The organism is Bradyrhizobium sp. HKCCYLRH2015, from assembly GCF_051168215.1.
Taxonomy (GTDB): domain Bacteria; phylum Pseudomonadota; class Alphaproteobacteria; order Rhizobiales; family Xanthobacteraceae; genus Bradyrhizobium.
Genome location: NZ_JBNPUO010000009.1, coordinates 132,983 through 156,521 on the forward strand (window position 1 = coordinate 132,983; position 23,539 = coordinate 156,521).

A 23,539-nucleotide genomic window follows, 5' to 3' on the forward strand; every position below is an offset into this window, starting at 1 on the left:
ATCAAAGGCTTGGTGGCGCTGTTGTGTGCTCCGAAGGCCCGTTCTCGCTTGCCTAGCCCGGCGGCTTCCTTTATCCGGTGGATCGCCTCGCAAGCGAGCGGTCCTGGCCGCGATTTGGGCTGGGCGCATGGTTGGCCAGGCTGGCCCCGCATCGGAAGCGATTTCGTCCGAACCGATCGTGCTGTTTTGGATCTTGGCAGAGGAAAGAGCTGCGAATGGCTAACGTGGTCGTCGTCGGCGCCCAATGGGGTGACGAGGGGAAGGGCAAGATCGTCGACTGGCTGTCGGAGCAGGCCGACATCGTCGTGCGCTTCCAGGGCGGCCATAATGCCGGTCATACCCTCGTCATCAACGGCGCGACCTACAAGCTGGCGCTGCTGCCGTCGGGCGTGCTGCGCACCGGCAAGCTGTCGGTGATCGGCAATGGCGTCGTGTTCGATCCGCAGGCCTTTCTCGACGAGGTCGGCAAGCTCCAGTCGCAGGGCGTCGCCATCAGCCCGGACAATCTGCGCGTTGCCGAGAACGTCACCTTGATCCTGCCGCTGCACCGCGAGCTCGACGCGCTGCGCGAGTCCGCGAGCGCGGCGACCGCGATCGGCACCACCCGCCGCGGCATCGGCCCGGCCTATGAGGACAAGGTCGGCCGCCGCGCGATCCGGCTGATGGACCTCGCCGATCTCGATACGCTGCCGCACAAGATCGATCGCCTGCTCGCCCATCACAACGCGTTGCGCCGGGGTCTCGGCCTCGAGCCGATCGACGGCCAGCAGATCCTGCGCGAGCTGACGGCGCTGGCGCCGAAGCTGCTGCCCTACGCGGAGACCGTGTGGCGGCTGCTCGACATCAAGCGCCGCGAAGGCAAGCGCATGCTGTTCGAGGGCGCCCAGGGTGCGCTGCTCGACGTCGACCACGGCACCTACCCTTACGTGACCTCGTCCAACACGGTGGCGGCGCAGGCGGCGACCGGCGCCGGCCTCGGACCGGGCGCGATCGGCTACGTGCTCGGCCTGTGCAAGGCCTACACGACCCGCGTCGGACAGGGGCCGTTTCCGACCGAGCAGGACAACGAGACCGGCCGCAAGATCGGCGAGCGCGGCCGCGAATTCGGAACGAATACCGGCCGGCCGCGTCGTTGCGGCTGGTTCGATGCGGTGCTGGTTCGCCAGGCGGTGCGGACCTGCGGCATTAACGGTCTTGCGCTGACCAAGCTGGACATTCTCGATGGTTTCGACACCATCGAGGTCTGTACCGGCTACAGGCTGGACGGCAAGGAGATCGATCATTTTCCGGCAGGTGAGGGCGCGCAGTCCAGGGTCGAACCGATCTACGAGACGATCGAAGGCTGGAAGCAGCCGACGGCGAACGCGCGCTCCTGGGCCGATCTGCCGGCTCAGGCCATCAAATACGTCCGGCGCATCGAGGAACTGGTGGGTTGCCCGATCGCGCTGCTTTCCACCAGCCCCGAACGCGAGGATACTATTCTGGTCCAGAATCCCTTCGAGGCGTGAGGGGACCCGACAGCTGAGCGCGCGAATTGAGTTGATATGGCCGACTACTACCCGCTGATAGCCCGTGCCATTGCCGGATTGGACCCCAACGCTCCCGGGGAAAGCCGGCGTGCGCTTTACGAGCGGGCGCGGGCGGCGTTGATCGCGCAGCTGCGCAGCGTCCAGCCGCCGCTCAGCGAGTCCGAGATCACGCGCGAGCGGCTGTCGCTCGAGGAGGCCGTGCGCAAGGTCGAGGCGGAAGCAGCCCAGCGTGCCCGCGAGGCGCAGCGGGCGTCCAGTGGCGCTGCCCGCCCAGGTGATGCGCTCCGGCGGGCCGGTGCGCGGAGTTCGGATGCTCCGGCCCCCCCCTCGGCTCAGCCCACTCCGACTCCAGACCAGGCCGCCACTGCCGCTCCCCGGCCACGACCGGCGGCCCCGGCCGCTGCCCGGGCCGAGCGCCCGCCGCTCGGCGGCGAGACGGCCGAGCTGCGGCCGGCGCGCAATCAGCGACCGGAAGGGCCGCCGGCTGCGGCTGGCGCACCAGCCGTGCCACCGCGGCCCCAGCCGCCTCAAACGCCTCCACAGGATGGGGCGGCGCCTCCCGTGCGCGAACGTCCGGCTGCCGCTCGCCGCGGTGCTCAGGACAACGGCAATCCGGCAACGCCGCCCGCCATGCGCGGCTTCCGCGACATCACCGCTGATGTCGACGATCTCGGCAAGGCCACCGCTCAGGCCAACCGCGCGGCGCGCAAGACCTACGCCAACGTTCCGGCCACCGATCTCGACCGGCTCGAGGGCGACGACGATGACCGGCCGCCGCTGCCCGAAGCGCCGTACTCCTATGACGAGTCGGTCCAGGAGGCCGAGCGCTACGCGCTGCCGGCCACCTCGACCCGCCAGCGTGGCGCCGCTCCGGATCGCGAGGGCAAGAAGAAGTCGGAGCGCAGCGGCTCGACCTTTCCGTTCAAGGCCGCCATCGCCGCCGGGATCGTGCTGATCCTGATCGGCGCCGGAATTCTGTGGGGCCGGCCGCTGGTCGGCATGGTCAACGGCCTGTTCAAATCTTCCTCGACGGTCGAGGCGCCGAAGGACACCGGCGCGCCGCTGAGCAAGCCGAAGATCACCGACCGCGTCGGGCAGTCGCCGTCCTCGGACCAGATCGCGCCGGTCGCGCAGCGCGTCGTGCTGTATGACGAGGATCCGTCCGATCCGAAGGGCAAGCAATATATCGGCTCGGTGGTCTGGCGCACCGAGCAGATCAAGGCGACGGCCACGCAGAAGGCCGACATCGCGGTGCGCGCCGACATCGAGATTCCGGATCGCAAGTTCAAGATGACGATGTCGTTCCGCCGCAACACCGACACGTCGCTGCCGGCGAGCCACACCGCCGAGCTCACTTTCATCCTGCCGCAGGATTTCAACGGCGGCGGCGTCGGCAACGTGCCAGGCATCCTGATGAAGTCCAACGAACAGTCGCGCGGAACGCCGCTGGCGGGCCTCGCGGTCAAGGTCACCGACGGCTTCTTCCTGGTCGGCCTGTCCAACGTCGATGCCGATCGCGCCCGCAACGTGCAGCTCCTCAAGGAGCGCTCCTGGTTCGACGTTCCCTTGGTCTACACCAATCAGCGCCGGGCGATCATCGCGATCGAGAAGGGCGCCCCGGGCGAGCGCGCCTTCAACGACGCTTTCGCGCTGTGGGGTGACTGAGGAATCAGCACGGGCTTGGCCCGATCGGCGGGCCGGTGAGGCAGGAGATTGGGCATGAAGCGATATCTCATCTTCGTTGCCGTAGGCCCGGCGCTGGGCGGCTTCGCGCTGCTCCTGGTCACGACCTACATGTCCGGCTATTGGACCAACACCAATCCGGGCGAAGTGGCCAAGCTGTTCAAGGTCTTCGTCACCTCGCTGCAATACAGCTATCTGTTCGGCTTCCTGCCGGCGCTGATGATGTGCGCGATCGACGACATCCTGTTCCACGTCAGGCGCATCGGGCCGACGTTGCGGATGCTGCTGGTGGGAGCCATCGCCTTCCTGCTCGCGGCCTTCAACTACGCCTCGCACGGCTCCGAATACGGCATCATCCAGTGGATCCTGTACGGGCTGGTCGGCTTCATCCCGGCGACGGTGTCATCGTGGCTGGTGCACAAATTCGTCGAGGAGCCGCAGCCGGCGGTCGCCACCGAGCCGCCGACTGCGTAAGCAAGCTGAACACACGAGCAGCTCGTCCCTACCTGCCGTTGCCGCGGCAGCGGCCGCCGGGGCCGATGTGAAAGCCGCGCGGGCAGGCGTGCGCCGCCGGATTGGCATAGTTGCGCAGGCATCCGCCATACGGACCGCGGTGCCAGCCGGGGCCGCAGCCGCCGGCGACCTGGATCACCTCCGGCTTGGATCCAGCGTCGATCGAAGCCAGCGGCATCGCAGATGCGCCGACGGTCAGAATTCCCAACAGGAGCGTGCTGGTGAGGATGGTTCGCATCGATGGTCTCCCTGGTTTGATTTGCGAATTGGTCAGCCGCCCGCCGCGAACGCGATGCCGGCACGCACCTCGGTGATGGCCTGATCGATCAGCCCCAGCGCGCGTTCGCGATGGCCGCCCTTGTTCGGTGTCGCCTGAGCCAGCTCGGCTCGCGCCGATTGCAGCATGGTGACGGTCGCGGTCATGTGCGGCTGCGCGCCGAGCGCGTAGCCGATCCCGATGCAACCCGCGAGGGCGGCGCCGAGGCCGAGCTTGCGGGCCGCGGAAGACATGGTCATTTCAATCTCTCCTCGGACTCATGGCTGTTCGACTTGGAGGATGCAGGCCGCAACGCATGTCGGCGTGCGTCCATCCGCATCGCTAGTTGAACCCGTTGCCGCTGTCTTGGACTCATCGGCATGAACGGTCGCGCGACTTGGACTGATCGGCGCTCCCGATCCGTCCTGATGAGCTTTGCCGACTTCAGCGGCCGTTCATCCCGCCGCTGCCACATTGATCGCGTTGCTTCGGAAATTCCTTTGCCTCGGATCCGATTTCGATGACCATCGTCAGGAAAATGCTGTCGACCGACATGCTGCCGAAAGGGCTCGACGACAGGCAGCGCTTCTTGTGCTTTGCGGAATTGTTCGAGCACTTCTCCAACACGGGCGAGCTCGATCCGGCCGAGGACGTGCCGTTTCGCGCCGTAATGAACGCCATCCACATCGGCACCACCCTGCTCGGGCGCTGCGACGGCACCTTCACCCGTGTCAGGCGCGAACGGCGCCAGGTGCTCGCGACCAACGACGACCGCTATTGCCTGGCGCGCAACGCCGGCAGTCGCGAGGCGATGGTCGTTCATCGCGGACGCGAGTTCGCTCTGCGGCCGGGGGCGATGGTGCTGCTCAAGCTCGATGAGCCGTTCTTCAGCGCCGATGGCGCCAATCACAAGCGCTTCGTCAACGTGCATCTGCCGATGATGACGCTGCGCTCGATGGTCTCCGGTGTCGATGACCTGGTCGGGCGCGAATTGGCGCCCGGCGGCGCGCTGTCGCTCGCGATGGACTACAGCGAATTGCTGCTCGCCCATCCCGCCGCGGCCGACGAAGCCGGCCCGGCGATCGCGCAGCATCTGCTCGATCTGGTGGCGCTCGGGCTCGGTGTCCGCGGCGACGCGATGCGCAAGGCCGGCCGCGGCGGCCTGCGCAGCGTTCGCCTCGCGGGGCTGCTGACCATTCTGAACAGCCGCTTCGCCGAGCCGGATTTTTCGGCGCAGAAGCTTGCGGCCGCGGCGGGCCTGTCCGAGCGCTACGTCAATGACCTGCTGCACGAGGCCGGCGCCGGCTTCTCGGCCCGGCTGAACGAGCTGCGCCTGCGCAAGGCCATGGACCTGCTGGCCGGTGGCGGACGCCGCATCAGCGATATCGCGTTTGCCTGCGGCTTCAACGACCTGTCCTATTTCAACCGCTGCTTCCGGCGCCGCTTCGGGCTGACGCCGACCGGCGCACGGGGCCGCTAGGCGAGACAAGGCGGCGGTTCGACGCAACTTGTGCCGGGCCCCGCGCGTTGCCATCTCATGGGTATGCAAGACCAGATGTCCACCTCGCCCCGCCGCGCATCGGGACGCGCCTCGCAGGCGCGCTTCAACGCCGATGAGGCGCGCGGACCGATCATCGACCAGGACGGACGAGAGATCCCGCAAGGGGCGTTCCGGTCCTCGTTCAATGGCGCCTTCGTCGGCCCCGATGGCGTGCGCTTCGATTTCAACACCGCCAATCCGTTCGGCAACCTGACCCGCGAGCAGCGCATCGCGCGGCTCGAGGCGGTGGCGAAGCTGCTCGACGTCGCCTTCGTCCTGCCCGGCACCAACATCCGCTACGGCATCGACGGCATCATCGGCCTCATCCCGGTGGTTGGCGACCTCATCGCGACCGCGCTGTCGCTGTGGCTGGTGCGCGAGGCCCGGGCGCTGGGCGCGCCCTGGCACGTCATCACGCGGATGCTGGGCAATGTCGCGGTCGAGGGCGTGATCGGCATGGTGCCGGTGGCGGGCGACGCCTTCGACGTGCTGTTCCGCGCCAACATGCGCAACGCCAAGATCCTGCGGCGGTGGCTGGATACCCAGCCGCGCTGACGTGCGGCGGGACCGGGGCAACAAACGGACAAACAGACCCCCATAAAAAAACTGCCCCGCACGAGGCGGGGCAGGGTGTCGAAGAATGCTCTGGCAGCCGTCAGGCCGCATCGGCGTCCGGCGCCTTGTCGACCACGCGGCGCGGCAGCGGAAACGCCTCGCTCTCATACAGGGTGCGGATGCCGTTCTGGTCGAACCGGGCCTCCTCGACCTGCAGGTAGGCGCCATTCAGCGAATCCGCAGGCAACTCCTCCATGGCGAAGCGCACGGCTTCGGCCGCGGTGCCGAACCGCCGATAGGCGAAACCCGCCCGCTTCTTCTTGCGGATGGCGGCGGGAAACAGTTCGGCAGAGGTGTTGAAGTTGAACGGACGCAGTGGACGCATGGTCTGAGACCTCTTCTTGTCGGCTGGAAGCGCTGACGCGAGCTTTCAAAACATTCAGCTTGGCAATGACGCCAGCGATTGCGGGGGTGGAGGGCGGGATTTGCCGCTCCAGGCGGCCCGGCCCTGCATAGTCAGTTACGACCCCTAATATAGGCCGATTTGGCAGAAATGCGAATCCTGCACGCTCACATCGTAAATCCGGCCCGCTGTGGGCCGCCTTGAAACATGCTGTCTTTTCAGTAGCTTAATTGATCCGCAACTTGTGAATGCAGGAGAGCCCGATCTGCACGGCTAAAATCTCACCCCTTGTGGCCGGTTTTGAGCGCCCGCGCCTCGCCCGCCGCAAGCCAGCGGCCCCGAGTACCGTCGATGACGGGACCGGGGCCGGGCGTGCCATCAGCGCGGTTTCAGCTTCAGCGCCGCCGAGTTGATGCAATAGCGCAGGCCGGTCGGCCCCGGGCCGTCGGGAAAGACGTGGCCGAGATGGCCCGAGCATCTCGAGCACAGCACCTCGGTGCGAACCATGCCATGGGTCGTGTCGGTCTCCTCGTCAACGTGGCTCTCCGTCGCCGGCCGGGTGAAGCTCGGCCAGCCGCAGCCGGAATCAAACTTGGCGTCGGACTCGAACAGGGTCTGGCCGCAGCCGGCGCAGACATAGGTCCCGGCGCGGTGCTCGTGCTCATACTCGCCCGAGAAGGGGCGCTCGGTCGCCTTCTCGCGCAGCACGGCGTACTGCATCGGCGTCAGCTCCTTGCGCCATTCCGCCTCGCTCTTGACGACCTTGTTGTTCGTCTTGGTGTCGCTCATCCTGTGGTCCTCCAGGCGGACCCGTATGGTCCGCCCCTGTCATGGCGCTGGTCGGGCCGAACGCGACGCCTCAGTTCGTCGCCTTGGCGTCCCGGACCAGCGTCGGCTTGTCGATGTAGTTCTCGGCGAAGATCTTCTTCAGATTGTCGATCTTCGGCAGGTCGTTATAGGCGATATAGGGTTGGCTGGGGTGCAGCGTCAGGTAGTCCTGGTGATAGTCCTCGGCCGGATAGAACGCCTCGAGCTTGCCGATCTTGGTGACGATCGGCTTGCCGAACACCTTGGCCTTGTCGAGCTGCGCGATATAGGCCTCGGCGACCTTCTTCTGCGCCTCCGAGGTGGTGAAGATCGCCGAGCGATATTGGGTTCCGCTGTCCGGGCCCTGGCGGTTCAACTGGGTCGGATCGTGCACGACCGAAAAGAAGATCTGCAGGATCTTGCCGTAGGAGATCTTCTTCGGATCGTATTTGATCTGGACCGATTCCGCGTGGCCGGTCGTGCCGCTCGACACCGTGCGGTAGTCGGCCGTGGCCTTGGTGCCGCCGGCATAGCCGGAGACAGCGCTGACCACGCCGGCGGTGTGCTGGTAGACGCCCTGGACGCCCCAGAAGCAGCCGCCGGCGACCACAGCGGTTTCCAGCGCGTCGGAGGCCGGCTGGTCCTGGGCCGGCGGCGGGATCACAACGGCCTGCTCGGCGGCATGCAGCGGCTGCCAGGCCAGGATGCCTGCCGCCATCGCACCGAGCACGGCTGTCTTGACGAAAAGGGAGCGGGTGAGGCGCATCTTCGAATCCTCGTGAGGGGGCTTGTCTCGTCTCGCCGGCCGGAAACACTGGTCCGGCCCGGCCTCTGCTGCAAGATACGTCCGTGCCCGTCCGGCGTTACGGGGGACGTGACACGACTGCGTGAACAGGCGGGGGGGCGGCGGCACGTGCGCAATCGCCCGATGGGTGCCGGGACGACGCTGGGAGTTGTGGCGAGACCGTTCCAGGCATGACGATGTGGTCTCGCGGCCCGAATTGCCCGAGGGATGCCGGTTCATCGGCCCTCCAAAGTGGAGGGCGCAGGGAAGGCCGGACCTCGACTGAGGCCCGTGGCCCGCCTGCTTAAAAAAATGCAGGCGGCAGGTACCACAGGTTCAGCCGGACAGATCCGGCCCTCCCTGCGCGATGGTTTTAACGCTTATACGTGCTCTCCTCGGGGACCGGCTGTCTTGCCCCCGTCGCCGGCGGATCATCACCGCCAGCTTGGCCTCAGCGTCGGGAGGCCAGGACCACACGCTTTCGCCGTCCGCGCCATGCCGTTCGTCGGCAGGTCCAGGACCCGCTGCAACATGCCGCGTCCATCGCATTCCGCTGCCAACGTCCGTGACGATCGCGATACGTCCCCTGCCGTGCAACGAAACGCAGGCATCATAAGCCTGATTTGGGCAGAGCGCGAAATGATTTATGTTTTTCAGAATACCTTGACAGCTTTTGTCGTCGCCGGCCGATTTGCCCGACGGGCTGCAGGGCGGTGCTGGGCGCGGTAACCGATCCTGCATCGTCGGCAGCCATCAAATTCGCAACGACGGGGTGAGGTCATCGGATGCGCGCCATCTCGTTCACGAACTCACGATGACGTCACGCTTCGTCGATCCTCGAATGATGGTGTGGTTCAGGTCTCGCGGTCGTGATCCCGGCAAGGCGACAACGCCGCGAATATTTCGTTTCCGCCGCGGTCAATACAGAGGCGGTCGCGCCTCACTGATGACGGCTCTGACCAGGTCATCAATCGCGTGCGTGGTCTCCGCATCCTGAGAACCTGGAGAACAATCATGACATCCTGGAAATCAAAGGCGGCAGCCTTGCTGCTGTCGATGGCCACTGTTGCGCCAGCATCGGCGCAGGGCTGGTTTTTCGGCGAGCAGGAGCCCGGGGCGTTTCAGGCGATGTATCCCGATCGCGACGTGCTCAACGGCGGCGCGCTGACGCCGGCGGGGAGAATGGGCATGGAGCGCGCCTCCGGCGCGGTGCTCGTGTTTCCGCCGCGGGCCCGTCTCAGCCCGTATGATCGGCTGCCGCTGCGGCGGTGACGCGTCGGACCGTCGGCACGAATGATCCCTTCGCCAGCTCTGAGACATGAGCGCGCTCACGAAGGGTTACCGGCTCGCGCAGTCGTGATAGGGAGGCAGCCTTCGCCCGCCTACATGATCGCAAGCGTGAATTGATGCACCACAGAGGGAAGACCGATCATGATCATATTCAGGAGCCTGGCGGCAGCTCTGCTGATGTCGACGCTGGCGGTGACCGCGGCATCGGCGCAATTCTCCGAGCCGGCGGCCTATGAGGCCATGCATCCCGAACGCGACGTGCTCAATGGCGGCACGCTGACGCCGGCGGCACAGGCGGAGTTGGCCCGTCGCGGCGCGCCGGGCCTTCCGAATGCCAATGCAGCGATGCGGCCGGCCGATATGGCGAGGCCGCACCGGCGTCATCGGCGCTGAGCGGGGTGGCTCAGCTCGCGTGCTCCTCGCGCTCGTGGATCACGCTGGCGCGGCCGACGATGAGGTCGTCGACCTGGCCGATGCGCGAGACGTCCTTGCCGGCATAGGGCAGCGAATGCAGCACGCAGCGCATCGCGTTCAGCCGCGCACGCTTCTTGTCGTCTGACTTGATCACGGTCCACGGGCAGTCGGCGGTGTCGGTGGAGAAGAACATCGCCTCCTTCGCGCGGGTGTAGTCGTCCCATTTGTCGAGCGACGCGGTGTCGATCGGCGACAGCTTCCACTGCTTCAGCGGATGCGCCTCGCGCTCCTTGAAGCGGCGGCGCTGCTCGTCGCGGCTGACCGAGAACCAGAACTTGATGAGGTGGATGCCGCTGCGCACGAGGTTGCGCTCGAACTCCGGCACCTGGCGCAGGAACTCGTCGTACTCGACCTGAGAGCAGAAGCCCATCACGCGCTCGACGCCGGAGCGGTTGTACCAGGAGCGGTCGAACAGCACGATTTCGCCCGCGGTCGGCAGATGCTCGACATAGCGCTGGAAGTACCACTGGCCGCGCTCGACGTCGCTCGGCTTGTCCAGCGCCACCACGCGGGCGCCGCGCGGATTGAGATGCTCCATGAAGCGCTTGATGGTGCCGCCCTTGCCGGCGGCGTCGCGGCCTTCGAACAGCAGCACCAGGCGCTGGCGCGCATCCTTCATCCAGTTCTGCAGCTTCAACAGCTCGGTCTGCAGGATGAATTTCTGCTCCTCATAGTCCTTGCGGTACATGCGGAATTTGTAGGGGTAGCCGCCCTGGCGCCAGTTGTCGGCGAGCTCGTCGGAGGTGTGGCGCTTGTCGGGCTTGGCCTTGCCCTCGATCAGCGCCTTCATCAGCCTGGCATCGTCCGGCGCGGCGCCGTCCAGCATCGCCCGGACCGGCGCGGAGTTGGGGTCGAGGGCCGGCGGGCCGTTGAGCACGGTCTCGAACGCCGACAGCTCGGTGATCTGCGCGGCCTGCATCGATTCGTCCACAAGCGACTGACCGATCGGATCGAGCTTGGCTGCGGACTGCCGGCGCGCGACACGCGCCGTGGCGCTCGCGCGCTTGCTGCGCTGACCGTTGGAAGCCTTGTCTTTCGTCGTCTTGCCTTTGGTCTTGCCTTTCGTGGTGTTGGACTTTGCCATACGATCCCGCCGCCTGCTGCTGGTTTAACAGAGATGTGAATCGATCTTTATCCGCCAAGGACCCTGCGTCAGGTTGACGTGGATCAACCTGCCGCAGGTGGGTACCAGCGAGGCGAGCAAAATCGTCTCGCGCGGTAAAGCCGGCGTTACACCACGATCGACAGCCGCTTCGCGGCGCGGGTGATGCCGGTGTAGAGCCAGCGGGCGCGGCTTTCCTGGAAGGCAAAGCTCTCGTCGAACAGCACGACGTCGTCCCATTGCGAGCCCTGCGACTTGTGCACGGTCAGCACGTAGCCGTAGTCGAACTCGTCATAGGGCTTGCGCTGCTCCCACGGGATGTCCTCGATGCCGCCGGCGAAGCATTCGCCGCGCACCGAGACTTTCGTGACCTTGCGTCCGAGATCCTCGTCGGGCGCGACCCGCATGGTGACGATCTTGGACTTCGAGGTCGCGCGCGACTTCACCCGCCACAGCCCCCCATTGAACAGGCCCTTCTTGCGGTTGTTGCGCAGGCAGACCAGCTTGTCGCCGGCGACAGGGAGCGCGTCCTCGATGTCGAGGCGCTGCCGGAAGCGGTTGTTGTAGGCGCGTCGGGTGGCGTTGCGGCCGACCAGCACCTGGTCGGCCTCCATGACGCGGGACGGATCGAGCTCGCGGCGCTCGACCACCTCGCTCTCGCCGTAGCGGCCGACGTCGAGCGTGTTGCCCTCGCGCACGTCCATCGACATCCGCACGATCGGATCGTCCTTGGCCTGGCGATGCACCTCGGTCAGCATCACGTCCGGCTCGCTGTCGGTGAAGAAGCCGCCCCCCTTGACCGGCGGCAGCTGCGCGGGATCGCCGAGCACCAGCAGCGGGCAGTCGAAGGACAGCAGGTCGCGGCCGAGATCGGCGTCGACCATCGAGCATTCGTCGATGATGATCAGCTTGGCCTTGGAGGCCGGCGCGTCGTCCCACAATTCGAAGTTCGGCTGCTCCTCGCCGGTTTCTTGCGCGCGATAGATCAGCGAATGGATGGTGGAGGCGTTGTCGCAGCCCTTGCTGCGCATCACCAGCGCCGCCTTGCCGGTGAAGGCCGCGAACTTGACCTCGCCGTCGACGCCCTCGGCGATGTGGCGGGCCAGCGTGGTCTTGCCGGTTCCGGCATAGCCGAACAGCCGGAACACTTGTGGCGTGCCGCTCTGGCCGGGCTTGGCCTTCAGCCAATCGCCGACGGCCTTCAGCGCGGAATCCTGATGCGGGGAGAAGGTGGTCATGGCTCACAGGGATGGAGCCGCGCGGCGACTCGGGGACATTCCGTGAACCTAAGGGCTGATGCGGGGAGATCAAGCGCTAGCTAAGGCAGGGGTGCCTCGCTTCAGAGAATGGAGGCCGAAAGCGTGCGGCGCGTACGGTGTGCTCCCTCCCCCCTTGTGGGGGAGGGTTGGGGAGGGGGGGCTCCGGGCGACACCGCCCGTGTGGGCCCCCTCCCCAACCCCTCCCCACAAGGGGGAGGGGAGCCGACTGCGCGCGCGGCGACGGCTCGGCCATTCAGAGAAAGTCGACTACTGCCAGCCCGGCACGCCCCGCATGTCCGGCAGGTGGTGCGCGATGCCCTTGTGGCAGTCGATGCAGGTCTTTTCGCCGGTGAACAGGAAGCGTTGATGCGCTTCGACGGCGCGCGGCGACTGCTTGGTGATGTCCATCGACTGGGAGCTGTGGCAGTTGCGGCATTCGAGCGAGTCGTTCGCCTTGAACCGCGCCCACTCATGCAAGGCGAGCTCCAGTCTGCGGTCGGTGAACTTCTCGCGGGTGTTGATCGAGCCGAACAGATGGCCCCAGACCTCCTTGGAGGCCTGCATCTTGCGCGCTATCTTGTCGGTCCAGTTGTGCGGCACGTGGCAGTCCGGGCAACTGGCGCGCACGCCGGAGCGGTTTGAGAAGTGAACGGTCGACTTCAGCTCGGCGAACACGTTGTCTTTCATCTCGTGACAGCCGGTGCAGAACGTCTCGGTGTTGGTGATCTCCAGCGCGGTGTTGAAGCCGCCCCAGAAGATCACGCCGGCGAGGAAGCCGGCGAGCACCAGCACGCCGAGCCCGAACACGGAGCTCGGCTTCAGCAGCACGTCGATGAGGTCGAGAATGAACTGCCAGGCGCGGCCGGCAAGGCCGAGCTGCTGCTCGGGGACGGGTGCCTTGGCGCCCTCCGGGATGTCGGCGCTGCTCATCGCTTGCCACCCGGCTTGTCGTGCGCCAGCAGCGTGTCGATGTCGACGAAGTCGTTGCTGACAGGCGGATTGGCGACACTCTGCGGCACGTGGCACTGGGTGCAGAAGTAGCGGCGCGGCGACACCGACGCCAGGAACTGGCCGTCGCGGTCCATGAAGTGGGTGATCGACAGCATCGGCGCCTTCGACTCCGCGATGCGAGCACGGGCATGGCAGGACAGGCATTTGTTGCCCTGCATGTCGACCTGATAGCCGTCGATCGAATGCGGGATCACCGGCGGCTGCTCCGGATAGTTGCGCACCTCTTTCTCGGCGGTGTTCTTCGTCGGCTGCATCGGCGGCGCCGGGCCTTCGTCATTGAGCGGCGTGGGGCCGCGCAGCGACGAGGAGACGCTCTGGGCGAGCAGGGCGCTCGAGCCGGCCGCAAGGCTGGCTGCGAGCAGCATCATGGCAAGTCTCTTGATCATGATCGTCACACCCGCTCGATGCGCACGGCGCATTTCTTGTAGTCGGTCTGCAGCGAGATCGGGTCGGTGGCGTCGAGCGTCACCTTGTTGATCAGCTTGGACTCGTCGAACCACGGCACGAAGACGAGCCCGCGGGGCGGCTTGTCGCGGCCGCGGGTCTCGACGCGGGCGCGGATGAAGCCGCGCCGCGAGGCGACCTTGACCTCGTCGCCGCGCCTCAAGTTCGCGGCCTCGGCATCGTCCGGATGCATGAAGCAGACGGCTTCGGGGAACGCCTTGTAGAGCTCGGGCACGCGGCGCGTCATCGTGCCGGAATGCCAGTGCTCGACCACGCGTCCGGTCGACAGCCAGAACGGATAGTCCTTGTCCGGCGATTCCGCCGGCGGCTCGTAGGGCAGGGCGAAGATGCGCGCCTTGCCGTCCGGGAAGCCGTAGAACTGCACGCCGGTGCCGGACTTGACGTAAGGGTCGGAGCCCTCGCGGAAACGCCAGCGCGTCTCCTTGCCGTCGACGACGGGCCAGCGCAGGCCGCGCTCTTTGTGATAGGCCTCGAACGGCGCCAGGTCATGGCCGTGGCCGCGGCCGAACGAGGCGTATTCCTCGAACAGGCCCTTGTGGACGTAGAAGCCGAACGCCTTGGATTCGTCATTGGCATAGCCCGGCTCGATCTGGTCGACCGGGAATTTGTCGACCTGGCCGTTCCTGTAGAGCACGTCGAACAGCGTCTTGCCGCGAACCTCCGGCTTCTTGGCGATCAGCTCCTCGGGCCAGACCTCTTCGATCTTGAAGCGCTTGGAGAACTCCATCAGCTGCCAGAGGTCGGAGCGCGCCTCGCCCGGCGCCGAGACGAGCTGGTGCCAGAACTGGGTGCGGCGCTCGGCATTGCCATAGGCGCCTTCCTTCTCCACCCACATCGCCGTCGGCAGAATGAGATCGGCGGCGAGCGCGGTCACCGACGGATAGGCGTCGGAGACGACGATGAAATTGTCGGGGTTGCGGAAGCCCGGATAGGTCTCTTCGTTCGCGTTGGGGCCGGCCTGCAAATTGTTGTTGACCTGCACCCAATAGGCGTTGAGCAGGCCGTCCTTCAGCATCCGGCTCTGCAGCACCGCGTGATAGCCCGGCTTGTCCGGGATCGTACCTTCCGGCAGCTGCCAGATGTGCTCGGCCTTGGCGCGGTGCTCCTTGTTGGTGACCACCATGTCGGCGGGCAAACGGTGCGAGAAGGTGCCGACCTCGCGCGCGGTGCCGCAGGCCGAGGGCTGCCCGGTCAGTGAGAACGGGCTGTTGCCGGCCTCGGCGATTTTGCCGGTCAGAAGATGGATGTTGTAGACGAGGTTGTTGCACCAGACGCCGCGGGTGTGCTGGTTGAAGCCCATGGTCCAGAACGAGACCACCTTGGTCTTCGGATCGGCATAGAGCTCGGCGAGCGCCTGCAGCCGGTTCAGCGGCACGCCGGACATCTCGGCGGCCTTCTCCAGCGTGTAGTCCGAGACGAACTTCGCATACTCGTCGAACGAGATGTCGGTGGCGTCGTTCGGGTTGGCGGCGCCCTTGGCCTTCTTCTGCAGCGGATGCTCCGGCCGCAGGCCATAGCCTATGTCGGTCTGGCCCTTCTTGAACACCGTGTGCGCCTGGACGAAGTCCTTGTTGACGCGGCCTGTCGTGATGATGTGGTTGGCGATGGCGTTGAGGATGTAGAGGTCGGTCTGCGGCTTGAACACCATGCCGATATCGGCGAGGTCGAACGAGCGGTGCTCGAAGGTCGAGAGCACGGCGACCTTGACATGCGGCGCCGACAGCCGGCGATCGGTGACGCGGGTCCACAGGATTGGGTGCATCTCCGCCATGTTGGAGCCCCACAGCACGAACGCGTCCGTGGCCTCGATGTCATCGTAGCAGCCGGGCGGCTCGTCGATGCCGAAGGTGCGCATCATGCCGGCCACGGCCGACGCCATGCAGTGCCGCGCATTGGGATCGATGTTGTTGGAGCGGAAGCCGGCCTTGAACAGCTTGGAGGCCGCATAGCCTTCCCAGATCGTCCACTGGCCCGAGCCGAACATGCCGACGCCGGAGGGCCCGCGCTTCTTCAGCGCCTCCTTGTACTTCTGCGCCATGATGTCGAAGGCTTCGTCCCACGTGACCGGCGTGAACTCGCCGTTCTTGTCGTACTTGCCGTTGGTCTTGCGCAGCATCGGGTGCGTCAGGCGATCATGGCCGTACATGATCTTGGACAGGAAATAGCCCTTGACGCAGTTCAGGCCGCGATTCACCTCGGCCTTGATGTCGCCATGGGTGGCGACGACGCGGTTGTCCTTGGTCGCGACCATCACGCTGCAGCCGGTGCCGCAGAAGCGGCAGGCGGCCTTGTCCCATTTCAGCTCGCTCTGCTCGCGCTCGGTGACGAGGTTCGCCGCGAGCGAGGCGCTCGGCATGCCGGCGGCGGCCGCGGCAATCGCGGCGGCTTCCAGCTTCAGCATCTGGCGGCGATCGATCTTCATGTCGGTCATTGGAGTCTCGTGTGATTAGCCGGCGTCGATGGCGTGGAAGACGAGGCAGGCGGAGTGCACGTGCGGCAGCAGTCCGATCCGGTTCATGGTGGCGCCGAGCGCGCCGGCATCGGGCGCATCGACGACGACGATCAGCTTGCCTCTGATGTCGCGGCCGTGGATCTCGCAGCCGGACAGCGCGAGGATGTCGGCTTCGACGCGGTCGAGCTGCTCGGGCCGGGTCTGCACGATGATCGAGGCGATCTCGCCCTTGGCTGGTGCGACGACGGGATCGGCGGTGAGGACGCGGCCGGTGATCAGCGCGCGCCGGTCGAGGGAGGTGCGGTGTGAGAGCACGGCGGGGTCCTTCCGATCAGTGCGCCGCGGGCGGCCCGGGCGGTCCGGCCATCATCTGGTAGACCCACACCGTGAGTCCGTAGGAGCCGACGGTGGCGACCGCGAGCGCAGGCATCAGCACGGCAGTGAGAAACAGGAAGGCAAAAATTTCCATGCGTCTGCGACGCGCACGCGCGTTCGCATCGCCGCCAATGAGCGACATGAGAGAATTCTCGGCTAGGGGGAGGTTCAGGAGGGGTTGCGGCATCCGGGCCGCGCCTGTTCCAACGTTAAGCAAGGAAGCCTTGCCAAAGGCTTGACCTGGATCAAGCGGCGGAACCGCGGGGACGATTGGTCGCGGATCGGCGAGCATGCCGGTGCGATCGTGGTTGATGGTCTGTGAAGACCCGTGATCGCGTTGTCGATCGCGAGAAATTCTCGCTGCTTTGCACGGGCGTCTCGATACGAACATGCCTTCGCCGTGTGACGAAACAGGACCGGCATCGCTATTTTTCCGGGGTGCTCGACACGCGTTTCGCCCGCCACCATCATCCCTTGCATCGCATCAATGCGGATGCGCAAGGGTCGGAGAGGGCAATGAAGCGTCGCGATTTTCTCAAACTGTCATTGGCATCAGCTGCGGTGATGAGCTGCGCGGCGCCGCTGCGCGCCGAGGACAGGCCGAAGGAGATCCGCATCGGCACCCAGAAGGGCGGCTTCTTCCCCGCCGTGAAGGCGCGCCGCACCATCGAGGAGACGTTCAAGCCTCTCGGCATCGAGATCGTCTGGGTCGATTTCCAGTTCGGTCCGCCGCTGCTTGAGGCCATCAATGTCGGCAGCGTCGATTTCGGCTATGTCGGCGACGCGCCGCCGATCTTCGCGCAGGCCGCGGGCGCCAAGATCCGCTACGCCGCCGCCGTCAAGCAGAACGGCAGCAGCCAGGCGATCGTGGTGCAGAAGGATTCGCCGATCAGGACGCTTGCCGATCTCAAGGGCAAGCGCGTCGCCTTCGGCAAGGGCTCGAGCGCGCACAATCTGCTGGTCGCAGCACTCGAGAAGGCGGGCCTGTCGTGGAGCGACATCACGCCGGCGCCGCTCGCGCCGGCCGATGCCACCGCGGCCTTCGTCAAGGGCTCGGTGGACGCGTGGTCGATCTGGGATCCGTACCTCGCGCTCGCCGAGCTGAAGGAGAATGCACGGGTGATCGCGTGGGACAAGGACGTGCATAAGCCGAACTCGTTCTACATCGTGGGCTCCGACTTCGTTGAGAAGTATCCCGCCATCGTCGCCAGGCTGAACGCCGCGTTCGCCGCCGAGGGCATCTGGGCCAACAGCCATCACGACGAGGTGGCCAAGGCGCAGGCCGAGGCGACCGGCGTCGACATCGCGGCGGTCAGGCGCTTCGTCGACCGTTCGGTCTACAGCGTCGTGCCGCTCGACGACGACATCATCAGGAGCCAGCAGGCGGTGGCGGATCGGTTCGCCCGCATCGGCCTCATTCCGAAACAAGTCAACGTCAGCGACATCGTCTGGAAGTGGACGCCGTCCACCTGACGCCTGATCGCCATCCCAATCCGAAAGAGACTGACATGAGTAACGCTTCGACGCCCAACGTGCTGTGGTTCCTGCCGACCCATGGCGACGGCCGCTATCTCGGCACCTCGCAGGGCGGCCGCGAGGTCAACTTCAACTATCTGCGCCAGGTCGCGCAGGCCGCCGATCAGCTTGGCTATTACGGCGTGCTGATCCCGACAGGACGGAGCTGCGAGGATTCCTGGATCGTGGCCTCGGCGGTGGCGCCGTTCACCGAGCGGCTGCGCTATCTCGTCGCGGTGCGGCCCGGCCTGCAATCGCCGGCGGTGGCCGCGCGCATGACCGCGACGCTCGACCGCGTCAGCAACGGCCGGCTGCTGGTCAACGTCGTCACCGGCGGCGATCCGGTCGAGAACAAAGGCGACGGCATCTTCCTGTCGCATGAGGAGCGCTACGAGGTCACGCGCGAATTCCTGACCGTATACAACGCGCTGCTCGAAGGCGAGGCGGTCAACTTCAGCGGCAAGCATATCACGGTCGAGGACGGCCGGCTGCTGTTCCCGCCGGTGCAGTCGCCGCGGCCGCCGCTGTTCTTCGGCGGCTCGTCGGATGCCGGCATCGACGTCGCGGTAGACACCGTCGAGAAGTATCTCACCTGGGGCGAGCCGCCGGCCGATGTCGCGGCCAAGATCGCCAAGGTGAAGGCCGTCGCCGACAGTCGCGGCCGCAAGCTGTCGTTCGGTATCCGCTTGCATGTGATCGTGCGCGAGACCAATGACGAGGCGTGGGCGGCCGCCGACGACCTGATCAAGCACGTCACCGACGACACCATCGCCTCGGCGCAGAAGATTTTTGCCCGCATGGATTCGGTCGGGCAGCAGCGGATGTCGCAGCTTCACGGCGGCCGACGCGACAAGCTCGAGATCAGCCCGAACCTGTGGGCCGGCGTCGGCCTGGTCCGCGGCGGCGCCGGCACGGCGCTGGTCGGCGATCCCGACACGGTGGCGGCGCGCATCCGCGAGTACCAGGATCTCGGCATCGATACCTTCATCCTCTCGGGCTATCCGCATCTCGAGGAAGCCTACCGCTTCGCCGAGCTGGTGTTTCCCAAGCTTGGCTTGAATGTGTCGGAGCGGACGGGCAACGTCACCAGGCTCCGCACCAATACCGGCCCGTTCGGCGAGACCATCGCCAACGAGCACCGTCCGTTGCAGAGGGCCTCGCAATCATGAGTCTGATCGAAAGTGTTCCCAAGGTCCGCAGGCTGGCGGTGCCGCGCGCGGATGGGCTGATCCCCTGGCTGGTGCCGCTCGCGATCATCCTGATCTGGCAGGCGGCCTCGGCCGCCGGCCTGGTCTCGCCACGCGTGCTGCCGGCGCCGAGCGACGTGGCGCGCGCCGGCTGGAAGCTGCTGTGGTCGGGCGAGCTCGGCCGCAACATCTGGGTCAGCTTCTGGCGCGCCTCGATCGGTTTTTTGATCGGCGGCGGCATCGGCTTCGCCTTCGGTCTGGCCAACGGCCTGTCGCGACTGTCGGCGAAGCTGACCGACACCACTCTGCAGATGATCCGCAACGTGCCGCATCTGGCGCTGATCCCGCTGGTCATCCTGTGGTTCGGCATCGACGAGAGCGCCAAGCTGTTTCTGGTGGCGCTCGGCGTGTTCTTTCCGGTCTACCTGAATACGCTGCACGGGATTCGCACGGTCGATCCGCAACTCATTGAAATGGGCCGCGTCTACGGCATGTCCGACCGCGAGCTGTTTCGCCGGGTGATCTTCCCCGGCGCACTGCCGTCGATCTTCGTCGGCCTGCGCTTCGCGCTCGGCATCATGTGGCTCACCCTGATCGTCGCCGAGACGATCGCGGCGTCCTCGGGCCTCGGCTACATGGCGATGCAGGCGCGCGAGTTCATGCAGATCGATGTCGTCGTGCTCTCCATCCTGATCTACGCCCTGCTGGGCAAGGTCGCCGACAGCGCCTCGCGGGCGCTGGAGCGGCTGACGCTGTCCTGGCATCCGGCCTTCAGCAAGCATTGAGGTTCTGGAAATGCAGCAAGCGCTCCGAATTCCCGTCTCCGGTGTGGAGGCGATCGACGGCCCCGATGTGATCGGGCATGCTGAGGCTTTCCGCCCCGTGAGGAAGCACAGCGTGAGTCCGGCCAAACCCGAGACACGCGGCCTGCCGCTCGTGATCCGCGATCTTCGCAAGGCGTTCGGCGACAACGAGGTGCTGCGCGGCATCGACCTGGAGATCGCGGCCGGCCAGTTCGTCGCCATCGTCGGCCAGAGCGGCTGCGGCAAGAGCACGCTGCTGCGGCTGATTGCCGGCCTCGACAAGCCGACGTCGGGCACGATCAGCTTCGGCGAAGCGGCCGCGCGGCCCGAGGACGTCCGCGTCATGTTCCAGGAGCCGCGGCTGCTGCCATGGGCGCGGGTGCTCGCCAATGTCGAGGTCGGGCTCGGCCGCGAGCGCAAGGCCGCCGGCGCGCATGAGCGGGCGCGGCGGGCGCTCGAGGAGGTGGGTCTCGCCGACAAGCGCGACCAATGGCCGGCGGTGCTGTCCGGCGGTCAGAAGCAGCGCGTCGCGCTGGCGCGCGCGCTGGTCAGCGGTCCGCGCCTGCTGGCGTTCGACGAGCCGCTCGGCGCGCTGGACGCGCTGACGCGGATCGCGATGCAGCGGCTGCTGGAGCGGGTCTGGGCCGATCAAACCTTCACCGCAATCCTGGTCACCCATGACGTTGCGGAAGCCGTGGCCCTCGCTGATCGCGTCCTCGTCATCGAGAGCGGCCGGATCGCCGAGGACATCAGCGTCGATCTGCCGCGCTCGCGCCAGCGCGGCTCCGCCGAGCTTGCGGCGCTGGAAGGCTCGATCCTGGGCCAGTTGCTTGGACCGGGCACGACGGGGTAGGAAAGGTCAACGCAATGAACTCCATCGTCCGTCACATGCCTGATGCCACGGCGCTCCAGCCGGATTTTCGCTCTGCGATGCGCCAACTGGTCGGAGGCGTCAGCGTCATCACGGTCGGACGCGGCGATGAGGTCACCGGCATGACGGTGAGCTCGCTGTCGTCACTTGCGGTCGAGCCTCCCTCCATCATCGTCAGCCTCAACCGCAACGCCTCGTCCTGGCCAATTCTGCAGCGGGAGGGCGTTTTTGGCGCCAATCTGCTGGCGGCGGATCAGATCGGCGTGGCCGAACGGTTTGCGGGTAAGGGTGGCTTGCGCGGCGTCGAACGTTTCGCAGGGGCGGAGTGGCGCAAACGGGTCACCGGTGTGCCGCTCCTCGTCGGAGCGCTCGCGACGCTGGATTGCGAGGTCGAGGAGATCATCGAGCGGCACTCCCATGCCATCGTGATCGGCAAAGTGGTCCATATCGATGTGGCGCCGCAGTCGGCGGCCCTGGCGTATTGGCATGGCAGCTATGTCGGGGTTGATCGCGACGACGGTCACGGTCGGCTCGCGGCCTTCAGCGTCCCGGATCCGCGGCTGACGCCGTAACGTTCCGACGCTCCGGGGCGAGCTGGCAACTTTCCTGCGGACGCCTTAAAAGCCGCTGTCGGCGTCAGCAGCGGAAATCATGAAGCGGATCGGAACCTGGGCTCTGTATGCGATCGGCACGGTCGCCATCCTCTATCTCGCGCTGTATGCGTACGCGGTCCTGACGCAGCGCGAGTTCACGCCCGGCGATCCCATTCACATCTTCCGCAATCCCGAGGCGCCGAACTATTCGTGAGGCTGTGCCCGGCGACGCCGCGCCGGCGTATTCTCGCGAACCCACGGATCCGCGGACTGTTCACAGTCCTGTAGCTGCATCCAATCGTCGGTCAGAAACTGCACGCGGCAGCGGCGCCACACTTTGATGTGTCCGCCATCCGGCGACGTCTCGACGTCGGATAGCGACAGCGTGGGCGGCCGCCAGCGATAGCTGCGTTCATTGTCCCAGCCGTCGCAGCCCTCCCTGTCACAGGCGATGGTTCGCGAGATCAGCTTGCCTTTTCCTGCGAAGCACCAGCTCCTGACGCCCCATTCCTGACCCGACGATGGGGTGACGAGCGGTGCGTGCGACGTCTGCTCCCAGCAGCCTGACAGCACGCCGCGCGTGGCGGCACCGGCCGGCGAAACGGCAAGCGGCGCGCCGAGGACCAGCGCGCCGCCGAGAACGATCCGGATGGGCAGATTATACGGGGCTCGGCATGCGCGGCGTGTCGCCGGAGCCCGGCGGCGGGATCGGCACGCCGCCGTCGGCATATTCGTTGAGCTTGTTGCGCAACGTGCGGATCGAGATGCCCAAGATATTGGCCGCATGTGTCCGATTGCCCAGGCAGTGCTTCAGGGTCTCCAGGATCAGGTCACGTTCGACATCGGCGACCGTGCGGCCGACCAGGGCGCGCGTGACCTGTTCCGCCGCCATCGTAGCATGCGCGACGGCGGGTTGGGTCTTGCCGATGTCGAGGCGGGCGCCGTCGGGCGTGAGGATGGCATCCGGCCCGATCTCGTCGCCCTGTGCCATCAGCACCGCGCGATGCATCGTGTTCTCCAGCTCGCGCACGTTGCCCGGCCAGCGGTTGGTGGTGAGGATGCGCTTGGCCTCCGCCGAGATCGGCCGCAGCGGGACGGCATTGGCCTCGGAATATTTGCGCGCGAAATGCTGCGCCAGTTCGAGAATGTCGGCGGGGCGCTCGCGCAGCGGCGGGATCTTGAGGTTGACGACGTTGAGCCGGAACAGCAGGTCCTCGCGGAACGTGCCCTCGCGCACGGCGTCGGCCAGGTTGCGGTTGGAGGTCGCGATGATGCGGATGTCGACAGGGACGGGACGGGTGCCGCCGACGCGATCGATCACGCGCTCCTGGATCGCGCGCAAGAGCTTGGACTGCAGCCGCACGTCCATTTCCGAGATTTCGTCCAGCAGAAGCGTGCCGCCATTGGCCTCCTCGAACTTGCCGATGCGGCGGGCGACGGCACCGGTGAAGGCACCCTTTTCGTGGCCGAACAGCTCCGACTCCAGCAGGTGCTCAGGGATTGCGGCGCAGTTGATCGAGATGAAAGGACGCTTGGCGCGGGCCGAGCGGGTGTGGACGTAGCGCGCCAGCACCTCCTTGCCGGTGCCGGATTCGCCGGTGATCATCACCGAGGCGTCGGAGCCGGCGATCTGCTGGGCGAGCTTGATCACCTTGGCCATCGCCTCGTCGCGATAGACCAGATCGCGCGAATCGTTGGCGACGGCGGCGAGCACCGCCGCGATCAGCTCAGGATCCGGCGGCAGCGGAATGTATTCCTTGGCGCCGGCATGGATGGCGGCGACCGCGGCGCGGGCATCGCTGGTGATGCCGCAGGCGACGATCGGCACGTGGATGTGCTCGGCATCGAGCCGCATCACCAGGTCGCGGATGTCGAGCGCGACGTCGACCAGCAGCAGGTCGGCGCCCTTGCCGCCACGCAGCACCCGCATCGCCTGCTCGTTGTCCTCGGCATGGGTGACGGTGGCGCCGTTCTCCATGGCGATCTTGGTGGCCGTCGTCAGCTGGCCCTTCAGCGTTCCGACGATGAGAAGCCGCATGTTGGTCTCCTATTCGGTCGTGCCGCTCTCGATC

Annotated in this window: 26 protein-coding genes; 13 read left to right on the forward strand and 13 right to left on the reverse strand. The window is 66.4% G+C overall.

Annotated features, from left to right (window positions below):
• The first annotated feature begins 215 nt into the window (after nt 1–215).
• From ACQR1H_RS23645 to ACQR1H_RS23655, 3 genes are read left to right on the forward strand one after another with little or no spacing between them, the layout of a single operon-like run.
• A complete protein-coding gene (locus ACQR1H_RS23645) occupies nt 216–1,508 on the forward strand; it encodes an adenylosuccinate synthase (protein WP_315803334.1) in 1,293 nt (430 codons plus the stop codon).
• Between the two features lie 36 nt (nt 1,509–1,544).
• Nucleotides 1,545–3,194, forward strand: coding sequence for a hypothetical protein (locus tag ACQR1H_RS23650; RefSeq protein ID WP_434840268.1), 1,650 nt, complete (start codon nt 1,545–1,547; stop codon nt 3,192–3,194).
• 54 nt (nt 3,195–3,248) lie between these two features.
• Nucleotides 3,249–3,686, forward strand: coding sequence for a DUF5413 family protein (locus ACQR1H_RS23655; RefSeq protein WP_434881283.1), 438 nt, complete (start codon nt 3,249–3,251; stop codon nt 3,684–3,686).
• A gap of 28 nt (nt 3,687–3,714) precedes the next feature.
• Here ACQR1H_RS23655 and ACQR1H_RS23660 read toward each other — a convergent pair whose 3' ends face one another.
• Both ACQR1H_RS23660 and ACQR1H_RS23665 read right to left on the reverse strand, forming a co-directional pair.
• Nucleotides 3,715–3,963 carry a GCG_CRPN prefix-to-repeats domain-containing protein gene (locus tag ACQR1H_RS23660; RefSeq protein ID WP_315803337.1) on the reverse strand — a complete coding sequence of 83 codons (249 nt, stop codon included), beginning with the start codon at nt 3,961–3,963 and terminating at the stop codon, nt 3,715–3,717.
• Between the two features lie 32 nt (nt 3,964–3,995).
• Nucleotides 3,996–4,241 carry a hypothetical protein gene (locus ACQR1H_RS23665; protein WP_316177639.1) on the reverse strand — a complete coding sequence of 82 codons (246 nt, stop codon included), beginning with the start codon at nt 4,239–4,241 and terminating at the stop codon, nt 3,996–3,998.
• A gap of 260 nt (nt 4,242–4,501) precedes the next feature.
• Here ACQR1H_RS23665 and ACQR1H_RS23670 point away from each other — a divergent pair, with 260 nt between their 5' ends.
• Both ACQR1H_RS23670 and ACQR1H_RS23675 read left to right on the forward strand, forming a co-directional pair.
• The gene (locus ACQR1H_RS23670) at nt 4,502–5,461 is read left to right on the forward strand and encodes a helix-turn-helix transcriptional regulator (protein WP_315803339.1); all 960 of its coding nucleotides are present in this window, start codon (nt 4,502–4,504) and stop codon (nt 5,459–5,461) included.
• A gap of 63 nt (nt 5,462–5,524) precedes the next feature.
• The gene (locus ACQR1H_RS23675; RefSeq protein ID WP_315803496.1) at nt 5,525–6,076 is read left to right on the forward strand and encodes a DUF4112 domain-containing protein; all 552 of its coding nucleotides are present in this window, start codon (nt 5,525–5,527) and stop codon (nt 6,074–6,076) included.
• A 100-nt stretch (nt 6,077–6,176) separates the two neighbouring features.
• Here ACQR1H_RS23675 and ACQR1H_RS23680 read toward each other — a convergent pair whose 3' ends face one another.
• From ACQR1H_RS23680 to msrA, 3 genes are all read right to left on the reverse strand, one after another.
• Nucleotides 6,177–6,461: a hypothetical protein gene (locus tag ACQR1H_RS23680; RefSeq protein WP_315733902.1), complete on the reverse strand. Its 285-nt coding sequence runs from the start codon at nt 6,459–6,461 to the stop codon at nt 6,177–6,179.
• A gap of 396 nt (nt 6,462–6,857) precedes the next feature.
• Nucleotides 6,858–7,268: a peptide-methionine (R)-S-oxide reductase MsrB gene (gene msrB, locus ACQR1H_RS23685; protein WP_434908263.1), complete on the reverse strand. Its 411-nt coding sequence runs from the start codon at nt 7,266–7,268 to the stop codon at nt 6,858–6,860.
• 70 nt (nt 7,269–7,338) lie between these two features.
• Nucleotides 7,339–8,052 carry a peptide-methionine (S)-S-oxide reductase MsrA gene (gene msrA / locus ACQR1H_RS23690; protein ID WP_316217472.1) on the reverse strand — a complete coding sequence of 238 codons (714 nt, stop codon included), beginning with the start codon at nt 8,050–8,052 and terminating at the stop codon, nt 7,339–7,341.
• A 1,032-nt stretch (nt 8,053–9,084) separates the two neighbouring features.
• Here msrA and ACQR1H_RS23695 point away from each other — a divergent pair.
• Both ACQR1H_RS23695 and ACQR1H_RS23700 read left to right on the forward strand, forming a co-directional pair.
• Nucleotides 9,085–9,342, forward strand: a complete 258-nt coding sequence (locus ACQR1H_RS23695) for a hypothetical protein (protein WP_316217471.1) — start codon at nt 9,085–9,087, stop codon at nt 9,340–9,342.
• 159 nt (nt 9,343–9,501) lie between these two features.
• Entirely contained in the window at nt 9,502–9,753 is a 252-nt protein-coding gene (locus ACQR1H_RS23700; protein WP_315803343.1) for a hypothetical protein, read from the forward strand.
• A gap of 10 nt (nt 9,754–9,763) precedes the next feature.
• Here the strand turns inward: ACQR1H_RS23700 and ppk2 are convergent, their stop codons facing one another.
• The 7 genes from ppk2 to napE all read right to left on the reverse strand — a co-directional run bounded on the left by ppk2 (nt 9,764) and on the right by napE (nt 16,640).
• Nucleotides 9,764–10,918: a polyphosphate kinase 2 gene (gene ppk2 / locus ACQR1H_RS23705; protein WP_316217468.1), complete on the reverse strand. Its 1,155-nt coding sequence runs from the start codon at nt 10,916–10,918 to the stop codon at nt 9,764–9,766.
• 146 nt (nt 10,919–11,064) lie between these two features.
• On the reverse strand, nt 11,065–12,174 hold the full coding sequence (locus ACQR1H_RS23710; protein WP_315803345.1) for an ATP-dependent DNA helicase: 1,110 nt from the start codon (nt 12,172–12,174) through the stop codon (nt 11,065–11,067).
• A 288-nt stretch (nt 12,175–12,462) separates the two neighbouring features.
• Entirely contained in the window at nt 12,463–13,125 is a 663-nt protein-coding gene (locus tag ACQR1H_RS23715) for a NapC/NirT family cytochrome c (protein ID WP_434845623.1), read from the reverse strand.
• The gene (locus tag ACQR1H_RS23720; RefSeq protein WP_316237569.1) at nt 13,122–13,574 is read right to left on the reverse strand and encodes a nitrate reductase cytochrome c-type subunit; all 453 of its coding nucleotides are present in this window, start codon (nt 13,572–13,574) and stop codon (nt 13,122–13,124) included. Before ACQR1H_RS23720 ends, ACQR1H_RS23715 begins: the two co-directional genes overlap by 4 nt.
• Before the next feature lie 23 nt (nt 13,575–13,597).
• Complete coding sequence (gene napA, locus ACQR1H_RS23725; RefSeq protein WP_434908264.1) at nt 13,598–16,102, reverse strand: nitrate reductase catalytic subunit NapA; 2,505 nt, start codon at nt 16,100–16,102, stop codon at nt 13,598–13,600.
• 15 nt (nt 16,103–16,117) lie between these two features.
• On the reverse strand, nt 16,118–16,438 hold the full coding sequence (locus ACQR1H_RS23730; RefSeq protein WP_316182352.1) for a chaperone NapD: 321 nt from the start codon (nt 16,436–16,438) through the stop codon (nt 16,118–16,120).
• Between the two features lie 16 nt (nt 16,439–16,454).
• On the reverse strand, nt 16,455–16,640 hold the full coding sequence (gene napE, locus ACQR1H_RS23735) for a periplasmic nitrate reductase, NapE protein (RefSeq protein WP_316182353.1): 186 nt from the start codon (nt 16,638–16,640) through the stop codon (nt 16,455–16,457).
• A gap of 374 nt (nt 16,641–17,014) precedes the next feature.
• Between napE and ACQR1H_RS23740 the strand changes: the two genes are divergently transcribed.
• The 6 genes from ACQR1H_RS23740 to ACQR1H_RS23765 all read left to right on the forward strand — a co-directional run bounded on the left by ACQR1H_RS23740 (nt 17,015) and on the right by ACQR1H_RS23765 (nt 21,681).
• Nucleotides 17,015–17,971: an aliphatic sulfonate ABC transporter substrate-binding protein gene (locus ACQR1H_RS23740; protein WP_434840044.1), complete on the forward strand. Its 957-nt coding sequence runs from the start codon at nt 17,015–17,017 to the stop codon at nt 17,969–17,971.
• 35 nt (nt 17,972–18,006) lie between these two features.
• A complete protein-coding gene (gene ssuD / locus ACQR1H_RS23745; RefSeq protein ID WP_316182357.1) occupies nt 18,007–19,182 on the forward strand; it encodes an FMNH2-dependent alkanesulfonate monooxygenase in 1,176 nt (391 codons plus the stop codon).
• Nucleotides 19,179–19,985, forward strand: a complete 807-nt coding sequence (gene ssuC / locus ACQR1H_RS23750) for an aliphatic sulfonate ABC transporter permease SsuC (protein WP_434890766.1) — start codon at nt 19,179–19,181, stop codon at nt 19,983–19,985. The genes ssuD and ssuC overlap by 4 nt, the downstream gene beginning before the upstream one ends.
• A gap of 10 nt (nt 19,986–19,995) precedes the next feature.
• Entirely contained in the window at nt 19,996–20,856 is an 861-nt protein-coding gene (locus tag ACQR1H_RS23755; protein ID WP_316217463.1) for an ATP-binding cassette domain-containing protein, read from the forward strand.
• A 14-nt stretch (nt 20,857–20,870) separates the two neighbouring features.
• Entirely contained in the window at nt 20,871–21,446 is a 576-nt protein-coding gene (locus tag ACQR1H_RS23760) for a flavin reductase family protein (protein ID WP_315803355.1), read from the forward strand.
• A 79-nt stretch (nt 21,447–21,525) separates the two neighbouring features.
• On the forward strand, nt 21,526–21,681 hold the full coding sequence (locus ACQR1H_RS23765; RefSeq protein WP_284421132.1) for a hypothetical protein: 156 nt from the start codon (nt 21,526–21,528) through the stop codon (nt 21,679–21,681).
• Between the two features lie 444 nt (nt 21,682–22,125).
• Here the strand turns inward: ACQR1H_RS23765 and flbD are convergent, their stop codons facing one another.
• Nucleotides 22,126–23,505, reverse strand: a complete 1,380-nt coding sequence (gene flbD / locus ACQR1H_RS23770) for a sigma-54-dependent transcriptional regulator FlbD (protein WP_315803356.1) — start codon at nt 23,503–23,505, stop codon at nt 22,126–22,128.
• Nucleotides 23,506–23,539 lie beyond the last annotated feature (34 nt).